The sequence below is a fragment of the Enhydrobacter sp. genome (assembly GCF_030246845.1).
Lineage (GTDB): Bacteria > Pseudomonadota > Alphaproteobacteria > Reyranellales > Reyranellaceae > Reyranella.
Window position 1 is genome coordinate 858,872 of record NZ_CP126889.1, and the last position, 17,902, is coordinate 876,773.

Below are 17,902 nucleotides of genomic sequence, written 5' to 3' on the forward strand. Positions count from 1 at the left end.
GAAAGGTCGCACAATCCGGGATCGGCATGAACAATCCATTGACGTCAGTCCGCCTGCCCCTCCTGCCCGTCACCGTCGTGGTCTTCATCGCCTTCCTCACGATGGGCCTCGCCATGCCGATCCTGCCGCTGCATGTCCACCATACGCTGGGTATGGGAGAGACGATGGTGGGCGTCGTGGCCGGTGCGCAATTCGCGGCAGCCCTGCTGTCGCGCATCCAGGCCGGCCTCCTGTCCGATACGCGCGGTGCCAAGAGATCGACGCAAGTGGGCCTGCTGGCCGCCGCGCTGACCGGCATCGTCTACTACGCCTCGCTCCTGCTGCTGCAGGCGCCGGTCGCCTCGGTGGTGGTGCTGATCGTCGGACGGCTGCTGATCGGCTGCGCCGAAAGCTTCATCGTCACCGGCACCTTGACCTGGGGTGTCGCCCTGGTCGGGCCGCAGAACGCCGGCAAGGTCATTGCCTGGGTGGGCATCGCCATGTACGCCGCCTACGCGGTCGGCGCGCCGATCGGAGTCTACATCTATGGCCACTACGGCTTCTGGGGCATCGCCGGCGCCACCGTGCTGGTGCCCCTGGTCGCGTTCGCCTGCGCCCTCCCCCTGGCCCCGGTCGCGCCGCCGACGGCGCGCCGCGCGCCTTTCTACAAAGTGATCGGCGCCGTGTGGCTGCCGGGCCTGGGGCTCGCCTTCTGCAGCGTGGGCCTCGGCGCCATCACCGCCTTCATTGCCCTCCTCTACTCGAACAAGGGATGGGGCGGCACGTCGCTCATCTTCACGATCTTCGGCATCGCCTTCATCGGTGCGCGCATCTTCTTCAGCCATCTGCCCGACAAGATCGGCGGCGCCAGGGTGGCGCTGGTCTGCGTGCTGATCGAGGCGGCCGGCCAGTTCCTGATCTGGCAGGCGCCGGCGCCAACCATCGCCTATGTCGGCGCCGCGCTGACCGGCTTCGGCTATTCGCTCGCCTTCCCGGGCTTCGGCGTCGAGGCCGTCCGCGTGGCACCGCCACAGAGCCGCGGCATGGCGATGGGCGCCTACGTCGCCTTCCTCGACATCTCGCTCGGGCTGGCCGGCCCTCTGCTCGGGATTGTCGGCCATCGCTTCAGCATCGCCGCGATCTATCTTGCAAGCGGTGTGGTCGTCTTCAGCGCCGCCCCCGTCGCGGCAGCGCTCCTCACGGCACGATCAGCGCCTTCTCCGACCTGAGCTTGTCGATCTCGGCGTCGCTCAGGCCGGCCTCGCGCAGCACCTCGACGCCATCGCCTCCCAGCCGCGGCGCGTGGTGGCGGTACTCGACCTTGGTCTTCTCGAAATCGAGCGGGCTCGCGAAGGTCTTGATCGGACCCTCGCTGGGATGTTCGCGCTCGGTGAAGAAGCCGGTGGCGTTCAGATGCGGGTCCTCGAGCAACTGCTCCATCGAATGCACCGGCATCGCGGGGATGTCCGCCTTGTCGAACATCTCGAGCCACTCCACGGTCGAGCGATGCTCCAGCAGCGATGCCAGCACCTGGTAGAGTTCGCTGAAGTGCCTGGCCCGCTCGTTGCGGTCGATGAACCGCTTCTCCTTGGCGAGATCGGGCCGGCCGGCGAGCTCGAAGAAGGTGATCCAGTGCTGGTCGGTGTAGGGCAGCGCGCAGATGTAGCCATCCCTGGTCGGGAAAGGATGGCGATACTTGTTGATGATGCGATCGTAGCCCATGTCGCCGCGCGGCGGCGTCCAGGTGGCGCCGAACAGATGCTCGGTGAGCCAGAAGGAGGCCAGCGTCTCCAGCATCGGCACCTCGATCATCTGCCCCTCGCCGGTGCATTTGCGATGGTAGAGCGCGCCCAGCACCGCGATGCAGAGATGGAGGCCGGTCGTCTTGTCGGCCACCAGGCTCGGCATGAACTTGGGCGGCAGGCCATCGACGCGGCTCTGCAGCGAGGCCGCGCCGCTCACGCCCTGCACCAGATCGTCGAAGGCGGGCTTGTGGCCATAGGGCCCGCGGCGGGCATAGCCCAGCGAATAGGCGTAGACGATCGAGGGGTTGATCTTCTTGAGGTCCTCGTAGCCCAGTCCCAGCCGTTCCACGGCGGCGGGCCGGCTGTTGTGGATGAAGAGATCGGCTGTCCGGATCATGCCCTTCAGGACCTCGACCGCGGCGGGCTTCTTGAGATCGAGGCAGATCGAGCGCTTGTTGCGGTTGGCCGCCATGTAGATCGGGCCCATGTTCTTGTCGCGGCTCATCGCGGCGCCCGAGGCGCGCAGCAGATCGCCCTCCGGCGGCTCGACCTTGATCACGTCGGCGCCCATGTCGGCGAGATGCTGGGTAGCGAACGGCCCCAGCAGCACCGCCGTCAAGTCGATCACCTTCACGCCCGCAAGCGGTCCCGGCATGTCGTTTCCTCTGCTCGATTCTCGATCGTTAACGGGATCGTAACCCATCCCTTCCGATGCGCCATCGGGCTGCGACATCCCGCGTTGCAAAGATCGTATCGACATCGCGCCCGGCGGAATTGGTCGATGCCTCTCGATGCGCTGGTCTCGGCCCAGCCGTTCGGGCATGTTGCCCGCCCACGGAGCAAGACGAGATCGGTGATGTCTGGAGCGTTGGACGGCCTGCTGGTGGTGAGCGTCGAGCAGGCGGTGGCCGCCCCCTATTGCTCGGCGCGGCTGGCGGACGCCGGCGCGCGGGTGATCAAGATCGAGCGGCCCGAGGGCGATTTCGCACGCGGCTACGATGGCTATGTGCACGGTCTGGCGAGCTACTTCGTCTGGCTGAATCGCGGCAAGCAGTCGGTCGTGCTCGACTTCAAGAGGAAGGACGACCTCGCGCTGCTCCATCGCCTGATCGGCAAGTCGGATGTGCTGATCCAGAACCTGGCGCCCGGCGCCGCGCAGCGAGCGGGCTTCGGCGCGGCGGAGATGCGCGCCAGGGACAAGCGCCTGATCACTGTCGACATCTCGGGCTACGGCGATCACGGCCCTTACAAGGACCGCCGCGCCTACGACCTCCTGGTGCAGGCCGAGAGCGGCATGGCCTCGATCACCGGCACCGAGCATGCGCCGGGCCGCATCGGCGTCTCGGCGACCGACATCGGGACCGGCATGTACGCCCATGCGGCGGTACTCGAGGCGCTGCTGGCGCGGACGAAGACGGGCGAGGGCCGCGCCATTTCAGTGTCGCTCTTCTCCTCGATGGCCGAGTGGATGAGCGTGCCGTTGCTCGCCAAGGACTACGGCGCCTACGACTGGCCGCGGCTCGGCCTCACCCATCCCACGATCGCGCCTTATGGCGTCTATTCGACCGCGGACAAGGTGCCGGTGCTGATCTCGATCCAGAACGACCGCGAGTTCACGCGGCTCTGCGAGGGCGTGCTCGACCGGCCGGGTCTCGACCGCGAGCCCGAGTTCGCCACCAACAAGGCGCGCAACGCGCGGCGCGACGAGACCAATGCCATCGTGCAGCAGAGCTTCGGTGCCCAGCGCTTCGCCGATCTCGCCGCCCGCCTCGACGCCGCACAGATCGCCTGGGCGCGCGTGAGCAGCGTGGCCGACCTGTCGCAGCATCCGCAGCTTCGGCGCACGATGTTCGGCACGCCGAACGGCGAGGTGTCGCTGCCGGCGCTCGCCGCCTCCTATCCGGGCGAGCCGGCACGTCTCGGTGACGTGCCGGCGCTGGGCCAGCATACCGACCAGGTGCGGCGCGAGTTCGCCGCTTGAGCGACCGCTGGCGCACGATCGTCCGGCTGTCGGGTTTCGGCGCCGGCTACTTCTTCGCGGCCGGCGCCTTCATGAGCTACTGGCCGGTCTGGCTGCGCCACCGCGGCATATCGGACGCCGAGATCGGCACGCTTTACATGACGCGCCAGTTCGTGAGCGTGGGCGCCACGCTGGCGATCGGCTTCCTCGCCCACCGCATCGGCAATTTGCGCGGCATGCTGCTGGCGCTGGGCGTCGCCGCGCTCGTGATGATGGGCGCCTACCAGCTTTCCTGGACCTTCCTTGCCCTGCTGCTGGCCGGGCTGGTCTGGGGCGCAGTATGGGCACCGGCCATGGCGCTCTATGACGGCGTGCTGGTGAACGAGACGCGGGCGCGCGGCCTGGTCTACGGCAAGCTGCGCGTCTGGGGTTCGGTGGCGTTCATCCTGGGCACCGTGCTGTGCGGGATGGCCGTCCAGCATTTCGGGCCGCCCTGGGTGCTCTATGTGGCGCTCGCCGGCATCCTGGTGCTGGTACCTTTCGCTTTCGTCCTGCCGACGGCCGAGAGCCATCCGATCGGAACGACGCGGCATGCGCCGTTCGGCGTCCTCGACCTCTTCTTCCGCTCGCGCCCCTTCCTGCTGTTCATGATCGCCGCCGGCTTCTGCCAGTCGAGCCACGCCGTGCTCTACAGCTTCGGCACGCTCACCTGGCGCGGCGCCGGCATCGACGACGTGACGATCAGCCTGCTCTGGGGCGAGAGCGTGGCCGTCGAGATTCTGATGATGATGGCAAGCGGATGGCTGCTGCAGCGCATCGGCGTGACGGGCATGATCGGCTTCGGTCTCGCTTGCGGCCTGGTGCGCTGGACCGGCCTCGCCTTCACCACCGACCTGCCCGCGCTGGTCTTCCTGCAAGCGCTGCATGCCGGCACCTTCGCCGCCTGCCATCTCGGTGCCATGGCCTTCATCCAGCGCGCCCTGCCGTCCAGCGGCGCGGCGCTGGGCCAGAGCCTCTACTACGCCCTCGGCACCGGCGCGACACAGGCGGTGATCTACCAGTTCGCGGGCCTGCTCTATGCCCGCTTCGGCCAGCACGCCTTCCTCGGCATGACCGCCATCAGCACCGTCGGCCTGGCGTCGCTCCTGCTGCTGACGCGGACGTGGAAGGGCGAGGTGCTCGTTGCTGCTCTTGCGGACCGCGGGCTTCCAGCCCGCTCATGATGCGGGCTGGAAGCCCGCGGTCCAAACGATCAACGCGAGCGTCCCCTTGCCGTGACCGGCCAGATGTCGACCAGCGTGTCGCCTTTCACGACGTGGTAGCTCTCGTAGAGGTTCACCGTCGGGTCGCAGTGCGGCGGGATCAGGATCACCTGCTCGCCGTGCCCGGGGGCGGCCTTGCCCTCGGGCGCGATCACCGCGAGATGCTCGTCGCCCATGAAGCGCGTGGTCGAGCCTTCCACTGCGCCCTTCAGGATCGGCGGCGGCCCCTTTTCGGTCGCCATCGCCTTCAGCCCGGCATCGACCGTCGCCATGCCCGGCTTGTTGGCGCTCACCACGCGGGCATCGATCTGCAGCGCCTGCTCGAAGGTGGGTTTGTCGAGTCCGCGCAGGTCGCAGACCTCGTAGTCGTGATCCATGAAGACGTAGGATCCGACCTGCAGCTCGGTGAAGACGCCGAGCTCGGCGTCGATGAAGTGCGTGCCGGTGCCTGAACCTGTCACGATCGCGGGCTCGAGTTCCGCCGCCTCGAGCTTGGCCAGGATGCCCTTGAGATACGCCGTGCGCTCCTCGATGGCCGCCTTGCGCTCTTGGAAGTTCTTTATGTGCTGGTGACTGCCGCAATAGAACTGCACGCCCGCGTATTCGAGCGACTTCAGCTTCACCACCTTCTGCACCAGCTCGACCACGCCGTCGGGCGTCGCCACGCCTGTGCGATGGATCCCGGGGTCGATGTCGATCACCACCGCAAGCGGCTTGTCCGCCTTCGCGGCCGCGGCGGCCAGCGCCTCGACGTTGGCGGTATGATCGACCACGACCATCAGATCCCGCACCCTGCCGTTCAGCTCGACCAGCCGCTCGATCGCCTGCGGTGTCACCACCGGCGAAGTGATGTGCAGGCTCTCGATGCCCTGCTCGGCCAGCGCCTCGGCCTCGCCCAGCTTGGCACAGCAGACGCCGAGCGCGCCGGCCGCGATCTGGCGCCGGGCGATGTCGGCCGATTTGTGGGTCTTGGAATGCGGACGAAGGTTCACGTTGTGCGCCCTTGCGAAGCTCGCCATCTCGGCAATGTTGCGATCGAGCATGTCGAGGTCGAGGACCAGCGCCGGCGTGTTCAGCGAGCGCCGCGAGCCCTGCTGGCCGATCAGGTGACGGTGAAGACGCTCGGCCTCGCTCATGTCTTTCTGGCTCCGGGTTGAAGGGTGCGCACGACCATGGCCTCGCCCGTGGTGCCGCGATTGACGCCGGCGCTTTTCATGAAGGTGTTGTCCGCGCCCGTGCCCCAGAGCGCGATGCCCTGGGCCAGCAGGCCGCCATCGACCTTGATGGTCTCGCCGGTGATGAAGCGCGCATCGTCGGAGCACAGGAAGGCCGCCACGTCGGCGATGTGCTCGGGCTGCCCGCGATCGGGCCAGGGCTGCTGCCCGAACTGCTTCTCGTATTTCTCCGGTCGGCCGCGATGCACGAGCGGCGTCGAGATTACGCCCGGCGCAATGCCAACGACGCGGATGCGATCGGGGCCGAGCTCGGCCGCGACGTTCTCGATCAGGCTGATCACCGCCGCCTTGGCCGCCGAATAGGCGTGGCTGCCGCCCCCACCCACCAGGCCGGCGATCGAGGCGGTCACGAGGATCACGCCCCCGTCGCCATGCTTCTTCATCGCGAGCGAGGCGTGCTTCATGCCGAGGAACACCGAGCGCGTCAGCACGGCGAAGGTATAGTCCCAGTCCTCGACGCTGGTCTCGGCGATCGGCCCGAAGGCGCCGCCCACGCCGGCATTGAGATAGGCGATGTCGAGCCGGCCGAACCGGCGTTCCGCTTCCGCAACGACGGCGGCAACGTCGGCCTCCCTGGCGACGTCGCAGCGGACGAAGGCGATGTCCTCGCCATGCCCCTGCCCTTCGGCGACCGACACCGTCTCCGCACCGTTCTTCTCGTTGAGATCGGCCACCACCACCTTCGCGCCGTCGGCGACGAAACGCATCGCCGTCGCCCGACCCATGCCGCTCGCGCCGCCTGTCACGATCGCGACCTTGCCTCGAAGCTTGCTCATTCGATTTCGCCCTCCGAACCCATGGTGGAGTTGCATGGCCTCAGCGGCAAGCCTAGCGTTTCGCAAAGCACCGAGGAGACGCCCGGATGAAGTTCGGCCTGTTCTACGAAATCTCCATTCCGCGACCCTGGACGCCGGAGAAGGAGCGCACCGTCTACGACAATTGCCTCGAGCAGGTGAAGCTCGCCGACGAGCTGGGCTTCGACCATGTATGGGCCGTCGAGCACCATTTCCTCGAGGAATACTCGCACTGCTCGGCGCCCGAGCTTTTCCTGACCGCCTGCGCCATGGTGACCAAGCGCATCCAGGTCGGGCACGGCATCGTGGTCTGCGTGCCGGAGTTCAACCACCCGATCAAGATCGCCGAGCGCACGGCGACGCTCGATCTCCTGTCGGGCGGGCGCCTGCATGTCGGGACCGGCCGCTCCGCCACGTGGACCGAGCTCGGCGGCTTCCGCGCCAATCCCGACACGACCAAGAAGAGCTGGGACGAATTCGTGCGCTGCCTGCCCAAAATGTGGACGCAGGAGACCTTCTCGTATCAGGGCGAGTTCTGGTCGATGCCCGAGCGCACCATCCTGCCCAAGCCCTATCAGAAGCCGCACCCGCCGATGTGGGTCGCCGTCACCAGCCCCGGCACCGAGATCGATGCGGCCGACCGCGGGCTAGGCAGCCTCGGCCTTTCCTTCGCGGGCTTCGAGGAGCAGGAGAAGAAGATCAAGGAATACCGGCGGCGCATCAAGCAATGCGAGCCGGTCGGCGCCTTCGTGAACGAGCAGGTGGCGACGACCAACTTCCTGTTCTGCCACGAGGACGAGAAGACCGGCGTCGAGATCGGCAAGAAGCTCGGCAACACGTTCAACTATCTCGCCACCCAGCTCATCTCCACGCGCGAGGTCTTTTCCTCACCCTCCTACCAGTCGTTGGGCCTGCTGCCGGCGCTGCGGCGCGCCGCCACCGGCCCGGACGCCTCCGAGCAGCAGACCGAGGGCATGGCCTATGGCGATCCCGCACGCATCATCCGCGCTGTCAAGAAGTGGGAGTCGCTCGGTGTCGACTGCATCAACTTCATCCTGAACGCGAACGAAGTCGTGCCGCAGGATCAGGTGATGGCGAGCCTGAAGCTCTTCGCCAAGGAAGTGATGCCGGTCTTCGCCAAGAAGCCAGCCAACGTTGCAGCCGCGGCGGAGTAGGACGATGCCCCTTTACGGAACTCTCGATCTGACCCGGTCGCCCGCACACCTGCCCACGCTCGCCAACCTAGACACCGAGGCCTGGACGCTGCCCAAGGCCGAGATGCTGCAGCTCCTGGTCGAGGTGCCGCGCACCTCGACCGAAGGGCTCCTGCCCAGGGCAATGCATCCGGCGCTGCCGTCCTACGTGATCTTCGCCGTCACGCGCTATCCCGAAAGCCCCGTCGGCCCGTTCAATCTCGCGGTGCTGCGCCTCGGCAGCCGCGCCGGCGCCCATCCGCGCGGCTTTCTGCTGGGCGCGGTGGCGAGCAGCGACAAGGCGGCAAAGGAATTGCGCGGCCGCTGGGGCTTCCCCGTCGAGACGGGCGAGGTGAAGTTCCTGCGCCGGCACGATCGCGTCATGGGCACCGTGAAGAAAGACGGCAAGACGATTCTCGACGGTGCCCTCGTCAATCCGCAGCCCGTCGCCGGCAGCGACGTGCAGTACATCAACTGGGTGACGGCGGCGAACGCGCCACTCGACGGCCAGACACAGCCGATCCTGATCCAGGTCGATCCCAAATATACTTTCTACAAGGCCGATCGAGGCACACCTCAGGTCGGCACCTTCGACGCCGCCGCCTGGAACGCGCCAGGGCTACAGCTTGCCGATCCGATCATCGGCACCTGCTGCACCGTCGATACCGACCTGCCGCGTATCCGCTTCGTGATGGATCCGCTCAAGCCGGTGTTCCAGGGCACGCGTCGCATCCGTGAGTCGCGGGCAGACGAATAGCCCCTCGTCTCGCAGAGCATCTGCGATTAAATTTCGTATTACGATATTGCGAGGAGCGAAACGAGGCATATAGTTCCGGCATACGAAAGTATTACAGGGAGGCGTTACCATGAGCGTAGCAACGGCCCTGTCTGGCCCGTTACCGGAAGCCGAACACCGCTCGCAACTTCGCAAGGCGGTGATCGCCAGCGCGATCGGCACCACCATCGAGTGGTACGACTTTCTCCTCTACAGCACCGTGACCGGCCTGGTCTTCGGCAAGCTGTTCTTCCCGCACTCGGACCCGATGGTGGGCGTCCTCGAAGCCTTCGCGGTCTACACGGTCGGATTCATCGCCCGTCCGATCGGCGGTGCGCTCTTCGGACATTTCGGCGATCGCATCGGGCGCAAGGCGACGTTGATCGCGACCCTGCTGATCACCGGCCTGGCGACATTCGCCGTCGGCTTCGTCCCGGGCTACGATACGATCGGCATCTGGGGCGCCGTCATCCTGACGATCATCCGCTTCATCCAGGGAATCGGCGTCGGCGGCGAGTGGGGCGGCTCGGTCCTGTTGTCGATGGAGTGGGCGCGCACCAACAAGCATCGCGGCTTCATCACCTCGTGGCCACAGCTCGGCGGGCCGGCCGGACTCCTGCTGGCGAACATCGCCGTGCTCGCCTTCAGTGCAATCTCGGGCGACCAGTTCCTGGTCTGGGGATGGCGCATTCCCTTCATGCTCAGCATCATCATGGTCGGGGTCGGGCTCTATATCCGCCTCGGCATCCTGGAGACGCCTGCCTTCCGGAAAATCCTCGATGAACAGCGTGTGGAGCGCGCGCCGGTATTCGAGGTGATGAAGCGCCAGCCCAGGCAGGTCTTCCTGTCGATGTTCGCGCGGACGGCCGAGCAGGCGCCCGCCTACATCTACCTCGCGTTCGTGTTCGCCTATGGAACGCAGGTCCTGCACCAGCCGCGCGACTTCCTGCTGACGGCGCTGATCACGGCCGGCGTGATCTCACTCTTCACCATCCCCATCTCGGGGGCGCTGTCGGACCGCTACGGTCGCAAGCGCATCTACCTTATCGGCTCGGTGCTCACCGGCATCTTCGGCTTCGTCTACTTCGCGATGCTGGACACGATGGTCCCGGGCTGGATCTTCCTCGGCATCATCCTGTCCTTCGTGCCGCACGATCTGATGTACGGACCGCAGGCCGCGCTGATCGCCGAGGGTTTCACGCCGCGGCTGCGCTACAGCGGCTGCTCGATCGGCTATCAGCTCGCCTCGGTCACGGCCGGCGGTCCGGCGCCCTTGATCGCGACGGCGCTGTTCGCAGCCTACGGTACGGGTTATGCCATCGCGATCTACATCGCGGTCTGCGCCATCGTCAGCATCATCGCTACGATGATGATGCCCGATCACACCAACAAGGATATCTCGGCGGAAAACGCCTAGCGGCGCCTCCCGTCCGCCGAGCAGCCCGCCGGGTCGCCGATCCGGCGGGCATTTTCACGGCCGGCGTTCGCCTGCTACGCTCGCCGAAACCGGCAACGAGGAGCGCCCCCATGAAAATCGGAGTCTTCGCCACCTTCATGTCGCCGCTCGCGACGCCACAGATGATCCGCGCCTTCGGCCGCCGCGCCGAGGAGTCCGGTCTCGACTCGATCTGGATGGGCGAGCACGTGGCGCTCTTCGACAAGAACACCTACGGCTACCCGGGATCGAAGGACGGCCGCATCCCGGTGCCGCCGGGCGGCGGCATGCTCGACGTCACGGCGACGTTCGGCTTTCTTGCCGCCGCCACCACGAAGCTGCGCTTCGGTACCGGAGTCGCGCTCGTGCCCCAGCGCAATCCCATCTACACCGCGAAGGAAATGTGCACTCTCGACTGGCTCAGCAACGGCCGCCTCGACTTCGGCATCGGTGTGGGCTGGAACAAGGAGGAGGTCGAGGCCTGCGGCTATCGCTGGGAGGATCGCGGCGCGCGGTGCGACGAGTTCATGGAGGTGATGCGCAGGCTCTGGACCGAGCCGGTGGTCGACTTCGCCGGCAAATGGGTCAGGTTCGAGACCCTGCGGCTCGATCCCAAGCCGATCCAGAAGCCACACATCCCGATCATCGTCGGCGGCTATGCCGACGCCGCCTTCCGCCGCGCGGTCGAGTTCGGCGCCGGCTGGTACGGCTTCAATCTCGATCCCGCACGGACCAAGGGCATGCTCGACAAGCTCGACGCGGCCTTCGCCAAGGCCGGCCGCAAGCGCGGCAAGGACTTCCAGATCATCGTCACGCCGCCCATGTCGATGGCGATGAACGCCATGCAGGGCTACGCCGAGCTTGGTGTCGACCGCCTGATCGTCAATCTCGGCGGCCAGAAGCCCGAGCAGGTCGACAAGCGGCTGCCCGAGATCGCGTCGCTGGTGCAGAAGGCGGCGTAGACGCCGTGCATCTCGAGACGCTGCTGCCGCTCGGCAAGGTCGATCCCGGGCTGCGCGCACCGGAGGTGCCGCTCGATCTCGGCTCGATCGGTCGCGATGCGCGGCTCCTGGAGGAGATCGGTTACGACGGGCTGGTGGTCGAGGAAACCAAGGACGATCCGTTCGTCCTGATGGCGCTGGCCGCCGAGGCGACACGCACGCTCGGGCTCGGCACCTCGGTCGCGATCGCCTTCCCGCGCAGCCCGACCGTGACCGCGCTCAGCGCCTGGACGATCCAGAAGCTGAGCCGCGGCCGCTTCACCCTCGGCCTCGGCACGCAGGTGAAGGCGCATATCGAACGGCGCTATGGCCTCGCCTGGTCGCCGGCGGGACCGTGGATGCGCGAATACGTGGCAGCCGTGCGCGCGCTCTGGAACTGCTGGCAGAACGGCGTGCCGCTGGACGTGAAAGGTGAGCGCTACAACATCAATCTGATGGTGCCGCTGTTCAATCCGGGGCCGATCGAGCATCCCGACATCCCGATCCACGTCGCCGCCGTGAATCCCGTCATGTGCCGCATTGCCGGCGAGGTCGCCGACGGCATCCGCATCCATCCGGTCTGCACGCCGTCCTATATCGAGCAGGTGATGCTGCCTGCCGTGCGGACCGGCGCGGCGAGGACAGGCCGCTCGCTCGACGCGTTCGAGGTATGCATGAAGCCGCTGGTGGCGACGGCCGCGACAGAGGCGGAGCTTGTACCCAAGGTACGCGATGTCAGGGCCCGTATCTCCTTCTACGCCTCGACGCCGCAATATCGCGCGGCGTTCGACCATCTCGGCCTCGGCGACCTCGCCGATCGCCTGAAGCTCCTGTCGCGCGCCCAGCGCTGGGAGGAGATGCCGCAGCATATCAGCGACGAGGTGCTGCACACCTTCGTCACCATCGGCACCTACGATACGATCGCCAAGCAGCTTTGCGACCGATTCGGCAGCGTCGTCACGCGCTGCGAGTTCTCGATCGCCGTCAGGACGGAAGCCGACAAGGAACGCCTGCGCGATCTCGCCAGGGCCATCCGCTCGTTGCCGCTCGACCGCGTGCGCAAGAGCATCATGGGTGCCGCGACTTCCTGATTCGCGGGACGATGCTCCTCCGTTCGCACCATCGCCGAAGAGGTACCGCCAAAGAACGCAGCTGGAATCGGCCTTTCTGTTGTAGCGGTGCAGTAACCTCGGTCGAGGTTCGAGATGACCGACAACATCCTTTCGCAGTCGGAGGGTAGCGCCAACCCGCCCGGGCAAGGCGGTCGGATGCATGGCGGCAAGAGTTTTTCCGATACCGACCGCATAGCTGCCAAAGCGGCGCCAGTGACGCCCGAGGCACCTGCCGACATCCGACGCGGCTGGCGACGAACCATGACCGGCCTGGTCTGCCTGATCGCTGCGGCAGGCGTCGGCTTCCTGATCTATCAAAGTCAGGACGTGCATCGTATCGCGAAGGCGAACGCTGCGGCGACGCGCACGAGCGACGAGACGCAGGTCAATCAGTCAGCGCCATCCAAGCGAACTGAAGCCCAGACGCATGACCTCGATGTCGTGCGCCGCGAGATGGAAACCCAGACGACCGCGCGTCTTGCAGACGACGCGGCCAGGGAGGCAGCGGAACGCTCGGCAGCCGAGCTGGAGCAAGCCCTGAAACAGGAACGCGACAAGGCCGAGAAGCTGGCTCGCGAGCTGGCCGCGACGCGGCGTGTATTGGAAACCCAGGCGACGACGGTACGGGGCGAGTCCGGCGCCAAGCCGGCTGACAATCAGGAACTCGCCATACTGAAGCGCGCGCTCCAGGAGGCGGAGACGTCGACAGCGGCATATCAGGAGTTGCTGGCGCAGGAGCGCGCCCGCAATCAAAGCCTCGAGCAACAGCTCCTGGCGCGTCGGGAAACCGCGCCGGATCCCAAGGGCAGTGATACGGCTGAAGGCGCGGACTCGTCCGGTGCGACGCCTACGGTGGCGTCCGACAGGCCCTCGGCAGTTGCGCCTTCTGCCGAGGACAAGCCGCTGATTGTGGCTTCGGCAGACGACAGGTCGGCGACGACCGCCGCGCCGCAACCGGCAGTGTCCGGCGGCGGCAATCCGGAAGCCGACCGCCTCGTGGCGCGCGCCAACCAGCTCTTGATCGTGGGCGATGTCGCCGCCGCGCGGATCGTGCTCGACCGTGCCGCCGAGCTGGGCGACGCACGGGCGCTGTTCACGTTGGCCGAGACGTACGACCCGCTCAGCCTGTCGGCATGGGGGACGCTGGGCACGCAAGGCGATGCCGCCAAGGCGCGGGAGCTTTACGCCAAGGCGTTCGCCGGCGGGGTCCAGGAGGCGAAGGATCGGATGAACGCGTTGCGTGAGTAAAGGATCGTGGTTGTTCAAGTGGCGTAAGTCGGGGCGCTTGAAGGGGGTCATTAATGATCACGGTTCTTGGACTGCGCATCCTTTGCGCGCTGACAGTCCTGACGCCTGCTCTGCTGGCGCTTCAGCCGATCCCGGTCGAGGCGCAGGGGAGAACCGCGGCGGTCCAGCGCCCGCCCACCTACGAGCAGCGGCAGGAGAAGATGAATGCCTGGACGGTGGGCCTCGCAGCCGGGCTGATCGAGGGTGCGCCGTTGCGGCTGGCGGCGGAGATGGCCCGAGTGGTCGATGACGGAGGCAATCTGCATGTGCTCCCGATCGTCACGCGCGGCGCCACCGAGAACCTGAATTCCCTGCTTTATCTGCGCGGCATCGATCTCGCGATAATCAACTCCGACGCCCTCGAAGAATACAAGGTCGAGTTCCCGGAGGTCGGCAAGCACGTCACCTATCTGCTCAATCTCTTCCCCTCGGAGCTGCATATCTTCGTCCGGCCCGAAATCCAGAGCCTGCAGGACCTTGCCGGCAAGAAGGTGAACTTCAACACCCAGGGCACCGCCGCCGCCTATTCAGGTCCGCTGATCCTCAGCCGGCTCGGCATCAACGTCGAGAAGATGTTCATCCCGCACCCGGTGGCGCTGCAGCAACTGCGCAAGGGCGAGATGGCGGCCGTCGTGTTCATCACGTCGAAGCCGGTCGATGCGTTCCTGCGCGGCCAGTGGGAGCCCGGCTTCAAGTTCCTGCCGATCGCCTACGACAGCAAGCTCGAAGACTACTATCTGCCGGCGACGCTGGAAGCGGCCGATTATCCGGCCCTGATCAAGCCCGGCGAGCGCATATCGACCATTGCAGTGCCGACGGCCCTCGTCGCCTACAACTGGCCGCTCAACTCGAACCGCTACCTGCGCGTCGCCCGCTTCACCGAGCATCTCTTCGGCCAGATCGACAAGCTGCAGGGCCCCGGCTTCGACGCGAAGTGGAAAACGATCAATCTCGCCGCGACGGTCCCCGGCCTTGCCCGCTTCCCGGCGGCGCAGGAGTGGCTGGACCGCCAGGCGCGCAAGCCGCAAGAGAGAAAATGAAGACCGCCGCGATCTGCCTGTCCGTGACGTTCAGCGTCGCGAGTCAGGGAACGCTGGCGCAGGGCACCGGCGATGCGATGGAAAAGCTGCGCGCCTGCTCGCTGCTCCAGCAGGCCGAACGGCTGGAGTGCCTGCAGAAGCTCTCGCGCGACATCGCGCCGCCGCCGGCGCCGTCCGCGCCCCAAGCCGCAGGCGCAGCGCAAGACTGGATCGTGAGCGAGACGACCTCGCCGGTGGACTACACGCCGATCGTCCTTGCCACGGCGTCTTCCAGCGCCGCGCCCAACGGCACGGCGATGCAGCTCTCGATCCAATGCCGCAGCGGCCGCACCGACGTGGTTATCGACGGCCCGACGCTCACGCACCGCGGCGAAGACTACGTCATCTTCTACGCCGTGAATGGCGGCCAACCCGCGGAGATTGCGGCCGGCTCCCCGACGTCGGGAACCGGCGTCGCCGTGAAAGGCGATGTCGTGTCGTTCCTGGCGTCGCTGCCCGATCGCGGTGACGTCACGTTTCGACTGGCGTCCCGGCAAGCGACGGCGCTCGAGGGGCGGTATTCGCTCACTGCCTTGAAGACGGTGCTCGACCGACTGGCCGGCCCCTGCAAATGGCCAGCCGCCGCCAGCGCTTCGCGTATTCGATGATTTCCGGTCACCAGTCGATTCACAGGGAGATACCATAATGGTCAAGATCGAACGCGCGATGGGAGCAATAGCGTTGGGTGCCGCAGTCTTGTTCCTCGCCGCCCTGCCGGCAGCAGCACAGAGCACCCGTGCGACATCGACGCTGCCCATGCCCAGCGTCGCGAAGAAAAGCCATCGCCTCATCGTGCAGGTGAACACCAACGACCCCGCGATGATGAATCTGGCGCTCAACAACGCGACCAATGTCGAGCACTACTACAAGAGCGTCGGCGAGAAAGTGGAGATCGAGATCGTCACTTTCGGTCCTGGCCTGCACATGCTGCGGGACGATACCTCGCCGGTGAAGGATCGCATCAAGACGATCGCCGAGAAGATGCCGTCGATCTCCTTCAAGGCGTGCGGCAATACTCAGGCGAACATGAGCAAGGCCGAGGAAAAGGACATTCCGCTCCTTCCGCAGGCGACGGTCGTGAAGTCCGGCGCGGTGAGAGTCATAGAGCTGCAGGAGCAGGGCTGGAGCTATCTGCGCCCGTAGCCGATCGCGGTGAACGTCCCCGTCATCGTGCTACGCGCCGGGCCGCGTCGCTGAAGCGCTGCCGGCGCCTCTCGACGCGCGGGTCGTCCATCTCCTCGGCAGTGCCGCTCGGCGTCCAGGCATCGCGGCCGGGAACGTAGTTCCGGTTGGTCTGCACCGGATTGCGATTGACGAGCGGCCGTGCATAGAGCGGATTGCGCATGCTGCGCACCTCGTGCTCGACCTCGAACAGCTTGCTGCCGCTGTCGGGATCCACGATCTGCACGAAACGGTATTGATGCTGGTTGCTTTCCTCGATGACCAGACCGCGCTCGACGAGCTGCCGATGCGGGCCCGAAAAGTTCGCGACATAGACCTGGACGTGATGGCCGTCGTAAGGCGCGAGAGGCAAGTCGCTCTCCCGAAAAACGAGCTCCTGCCCCATGCCGACCGAAATATGCGCCGCCGGATGCGCGCCGCCGGCCTCCACCCGTGCCACGGTGCCGAAGACGCGGCGATAGAACTCGGCAATGCCCTTCGCAGTGCCAGCCGGCACATCGAACTCGACGTAAGGCATGCCAAGCTCCATGCCGTCGAAGCGCGGCGTGGGACTGTGGCAAAGGATCTTGTTGCCCCAGGGGCAGGTCGCCTCGACATGGTCGGCATGCTCGATGAAGGCGAAGCGCGTTCCGCTGAGGGGCTTGGCCATCCTTTCGAGACGCTGCAGCAGCGCGCCGCGATCCGGAATCACGAGGCCGACGCGGCCACGTAGGCACTGCGCCCTCCCGGTCGGCAGATGGAACTGGCTGCGCCCGACATTGACCCACATATTGTCGATGCTGGTCATCATGTAGGGGTCGCGCGTCAGCCCGAGACCGGTCATGTAGAAAAGCGTCGCCAGTCCCTGATCCTCGACCTGCACGTTGACGTGCTCCAGGGCCACGATATTGCCGAGATCCTCCGCGCTGCGGTCATACTGCCTGGCCATCGCTTGCCTCCGTTCGATCGGCCGGACATTCTAGCAAGCGAGGCGTCCCCGAGCGACCGAAGGAAACACGCCATGGCCATCACCATCCGTCAGGTCGGTCCCTGCTTCGCGGGCGAAGTCGACGGCATCGACATCCGCAGGTCGCTCAGCGCGGATGACGTGGCGGCGATCCATGCCGGCATGGACCGGTACGCCGTCCTGGTGTTCCGCGACCAGAAGATCGACGACGCCCAGCAGCTCGCCTTCACGCGCGGTCTGGGCGAGATCGAGCAGGCCATCGGCACCAGCCTGCGCGCCGCCGGCGACTATCGTCTGCCGACGACCTTCGCCGACGTCTCGAACCTCGATCGCGACAACGCGCCGTTCGCGCGCGACGACCGCCGCCGGTTGTTCGCGATCGGCAATCGTCTCTGGCATTCGGACAGCTCGTTCAAGGCGACGCCCGCCAAGTACTCGCTGCTGCGCGCCGTCAGCCTGCCCTCGAAGGGCGGTGACACGCAGTTCGCCGACATGCGTGCGGCCTACGATGCGCTGGACGAGGAGACCAGGGATCAGGTGGAAGACCTGGTGTGCGAGCATTCGCAGATGTTCTCGCGACAGCTTATCGGCTTCTTCGACTTCACCGACGAGGAGCGCGAGCGATTCAGGCCGGTGCGGCAGCGGCTGGTCCGCGTCCATCCCGTCACCGGCCGCAAGTCGCTTTACCTTTCGAGCCATGCCGGCGGCATCGTCGGCTGGCCCGTTCCCGAGGCGCGCGGCTTCCTGCGCGATCTGGTCGAGCACGCCACGCAGCGCGAGTTCGTCCATACCCACAAATGGCGCATCGGCGATCTCGTGATGTGGGACAATCGTCAGACCATGCATCGGGCGCGCCCCTTCCCCGCCGACGAGCGGCGCGACATGCGCCGCACGACTCTCGCCGGCGACGGGCCGACAGTCGCACAGGCAGCCTAGGG

17 protein-coding genes are annotated in these 17,902 nt (G+C 66.4%); 13 read left to right on the top strand and 4 right to left on the bottom strand.

Going from position 1 to position 17,902, the window contains the following annotated elements; translation table 11 throughout:
• The first annotated feature begins 26 nt into the window (after nucleotides 1–26).
• Nucleotides 27–1,208: an arabinose transporter gene (locus OJF58_RS04480; RefSeq protein ID WP_300781912.1), complete on the top strand. Its 1,182-nt coding sequence runs from the start codon at nucleotides 27–29 to the stop codon at nucleotides 1,206–1,208.
• Here the strand turns inward: OJF58_RS04480 and OJF58_RS04485 are convergent.
• The gene (locus OJF58_RS04485; RefSeq protein ID WP_300781914.1) at nucleotides 1,177–2,379 is read right to left on the bottom strand and encodes a CoA transferase; all 1,203 of its coding nucleotides are present in this window, start codon (nucleotides 2,377–2,379) and stop codon (nucleotides 1,177–1,179) included. The two genes, OJF58_RS04480 and OJF58_RS04485, sit on opposite strands and share 32 nt — an antisense overlap.
• Before the next feature lie 201 nt (nucleotides 2,380–2,580).
• On the opposite strand from OJF58_RS04485, the gene OJF58_RS04490 reads away from it, so the two are divergent.
• Nucleotides 2,581–3,705 (top strand): CaiB/BaiF CoA-transferase family protein, encoded by a 1,125-nt coding sequence (locus tag OJF58_RS04490; RefSeq protein ID WP_300781916.1) that lies wholly within the window; start codon nucleotides 2,581–2,583, stop codon nucleotides 3,703–3,705.
• A complete protein-coding gene (locus tag OJF58_RS04495; RefSeq protein WP_300781918.1) occupies nucleotides 3,702–4,907 on the top strand; it encodes an MFS transporter in 1,206 nt (401 codons plus the stop codon). Before OJF58_RS04490 ends, OJF58_RS04495 begins: the two co-directional genes overlap by 4 nt.
• A gap of 29 nt (nucleotides 4,908–4,936) precedes the next feature.
• Here the strand turns inward: OJF58_RS04495 and OJF58_RS04500 are convergent, their stop codons facing one another.
• Together OJF58_RS04500 and OJF58_RS04505 are read right to left on the bottom strand one after the other, a co-directional pair.
• A complete protein-coding gene (locus tag OJF58_RS04500) occupies nucleotides 4,937–6,082 on the bottom strand; it encodes a DSD1 family PLP-dependent enzyme (protein ID WP_300781920.1) in 1,146 nt (381 codons plus the stop codon).
• The gene (locus tag OJF58_RS04505) at nucleotides 6,079–6,957 is read right to left on the bottom strand and encodes a glucose 1-dehydrogenase (protein ID WP_300781922.1); all 879 of its coding nucleotides are present in this window, start codon (nucleotides 6,955–6,957) and stop codon (nucleotides 6,079–6,081) included. Before OJF58_RS04505 ends, OJF58_RS04500 begins: the two co-directional genes overlap by 4 nt.
• A gap of 86 nt (nucleotides 6,958–7,043) precedes the next feature.
• Between OJF58_RS04505 and OJF58_RS04510 the strand changes: the two genes are divergently transcribed.
• The 9 genes from OJF58_RS04510 to OJF58_RS04550 all read left to right on the top strand — a co-directional run bounded on the left by OJF58_RS04510 (nucleotide 7,044) and on the right by OJF58_RS04550 (nucleotide 15,979).
• The gene (locus OJF58_RS04510) at nucleotides 7,044–8,150 is read left to right on the top strand and encodes an LLM class flavin-dependent oxidoreductase (RefSeq protein WP_300781925.1); all 1,107 of its coding nucleotides are present in this window, start codon (nucleotides 7,044–7,046) and stop codon (nucleotides 8,148–8,150) included.
• Between the two features lie 4 nt (nucleotides 8,151–8,154).
• Nucleotides 8,155–8,925 carry an acetoacetate decarboxylase family protein gene (locus OJF58_RS04515; RefSeq protein ID WP_300781928.1) on the top strand — a complete coding sequence of 257 codons (771 nt, stop codon included), beginning with the start codon at nucleotides 8,155–8,157 and terminating at the stop codon, nucleotides 8,923–8,925.
• Between the two features lie 109 nt (nucleotides 8,926–9,034).
• Nucleotides 9,035–10,360 (top strand): MFS transporter, encoded by a 1,326-nt coding sequence (locus tag OJF58_RS04520; protein WP_300781930.1) that lies wholly within the window; start codon nucleotides 9,035–9,037, stop codon nucleotides 10,358–10,360.
• A gap of 110 nt (nucleotides 10,361–10,470) precedes the next feature.
• On the top strand, nucleotides 10,471–11,340 hold the full coding sequence (locus tag OJF58_RS04525) for an LLM class F420-dependent oxidoreductase (protein WP_300781933.1): 870 nt from the start codon (nucleotides 10,471–10,473) through the stop codon (nucleotides 11,338–11,340).
• Nucleotides 11,341–11,345: 5 nt separating this feature from the next.
• Nucleotides 11,346–12,449 carry a TIGR03617 family F420-dependent LLM class oxidoreductase gene (locus tag OJF58_RS04530; protein WP_300781935.1) on the top strand — a complete coding sequence of 368 codons (1,104 nt, stop codon included), beginning with the start codon at nucleotides 11,346–11,348 and terminating at the stop codon, nucleotides 12,447–12,449.
• A 114-nt stretch (nucleotides 12,450–12,563) separates the two neighbouring features.
• Nucleotides 12,564–13,718 (top strand): hypothetical protein, encoded by a 1,155-nt coding sequence (locus OJF58_RS04535; protein ID WP_300781937.1) that lies wholly within the window; start codon nucleotides 12,564–12,566, stop codon nucleotides 13,716–13,718.
• A 53-nt stretch (nucleotides 13,719–13,771) separates the two neighbouring features.
• Nucleotides 13,772–14,797, top strand: coding sequence for a TAXI family TRAP transporter solute-binding subunit (locus tag OJF58_RS04540; protein ID WP_300781940.1), 1,026 nt, complete (start codon nucleotides 13,772–13,774; stop codon nucleotides 14,795–14,797).
• Complete coding sequence (locus OJF58_RS04545; RefSeq protein WP_300781942.1) at nucleotides 14,794–15,444, top strand: hypothetical protein; 651 nt, start codon at nucleotides 14,794–14,796, stop codon at nucleotides 15,442–15,444. Before OJF58_RS04540 ends, OJF58_RS04545 begins: the two co-directional genes overlap by 4 nt.
• A gap of 37 nt (nucleotides 15,445–15,481) precedes the next feature.
• Complete coding sequence (locus tag OJF58_RS04550) at nucleotides 15,482–15,979, top strand: DsrE family protein (protein WP_300781945.1); 498 nt, start codon at nucleotides 15,482–15,484, stop codon at nucleotides 15,977–15,979.
• A gap of 22 nt (nucleotides 15,980–16,001) precedes the next feature.
• Here OJF58_RS04550 and OJF58_RS04555 read toward each other — a convergent pair whose 3' ends face one another.
• Nucleotides 16,002–16,946, bottom strand: a complete 945-nt coding sequence (locus OJF58_RS04555; protein WP_300781948.1) for a hypothetical protein — start codon at nucleotides 16,944–16,946, stop codon at nucleotides 16,002–16,004.
• Nucleotides 16,947–17,018: 72 nt separating this feature from the next.
• On the opposite strand from OJF58_RS04555, the gene OJF58_RS04560 reads away from it, so the two are divergent.
• Nucleotides 17,019–17,900 (top strand): TauD/TfdA family dioxygenase, encoded by an 882-nt coding sequence (locus OJF58_RS04560; protein WP_300781949.1) that lies wholly within the window; start codon nucleotides 17,019–17,021, stop codon nucleotides 17,898–17,900.
• The last annotated feature ends 2 nt before the right edge of the window (nucleotides 17,901–17,902 follow it).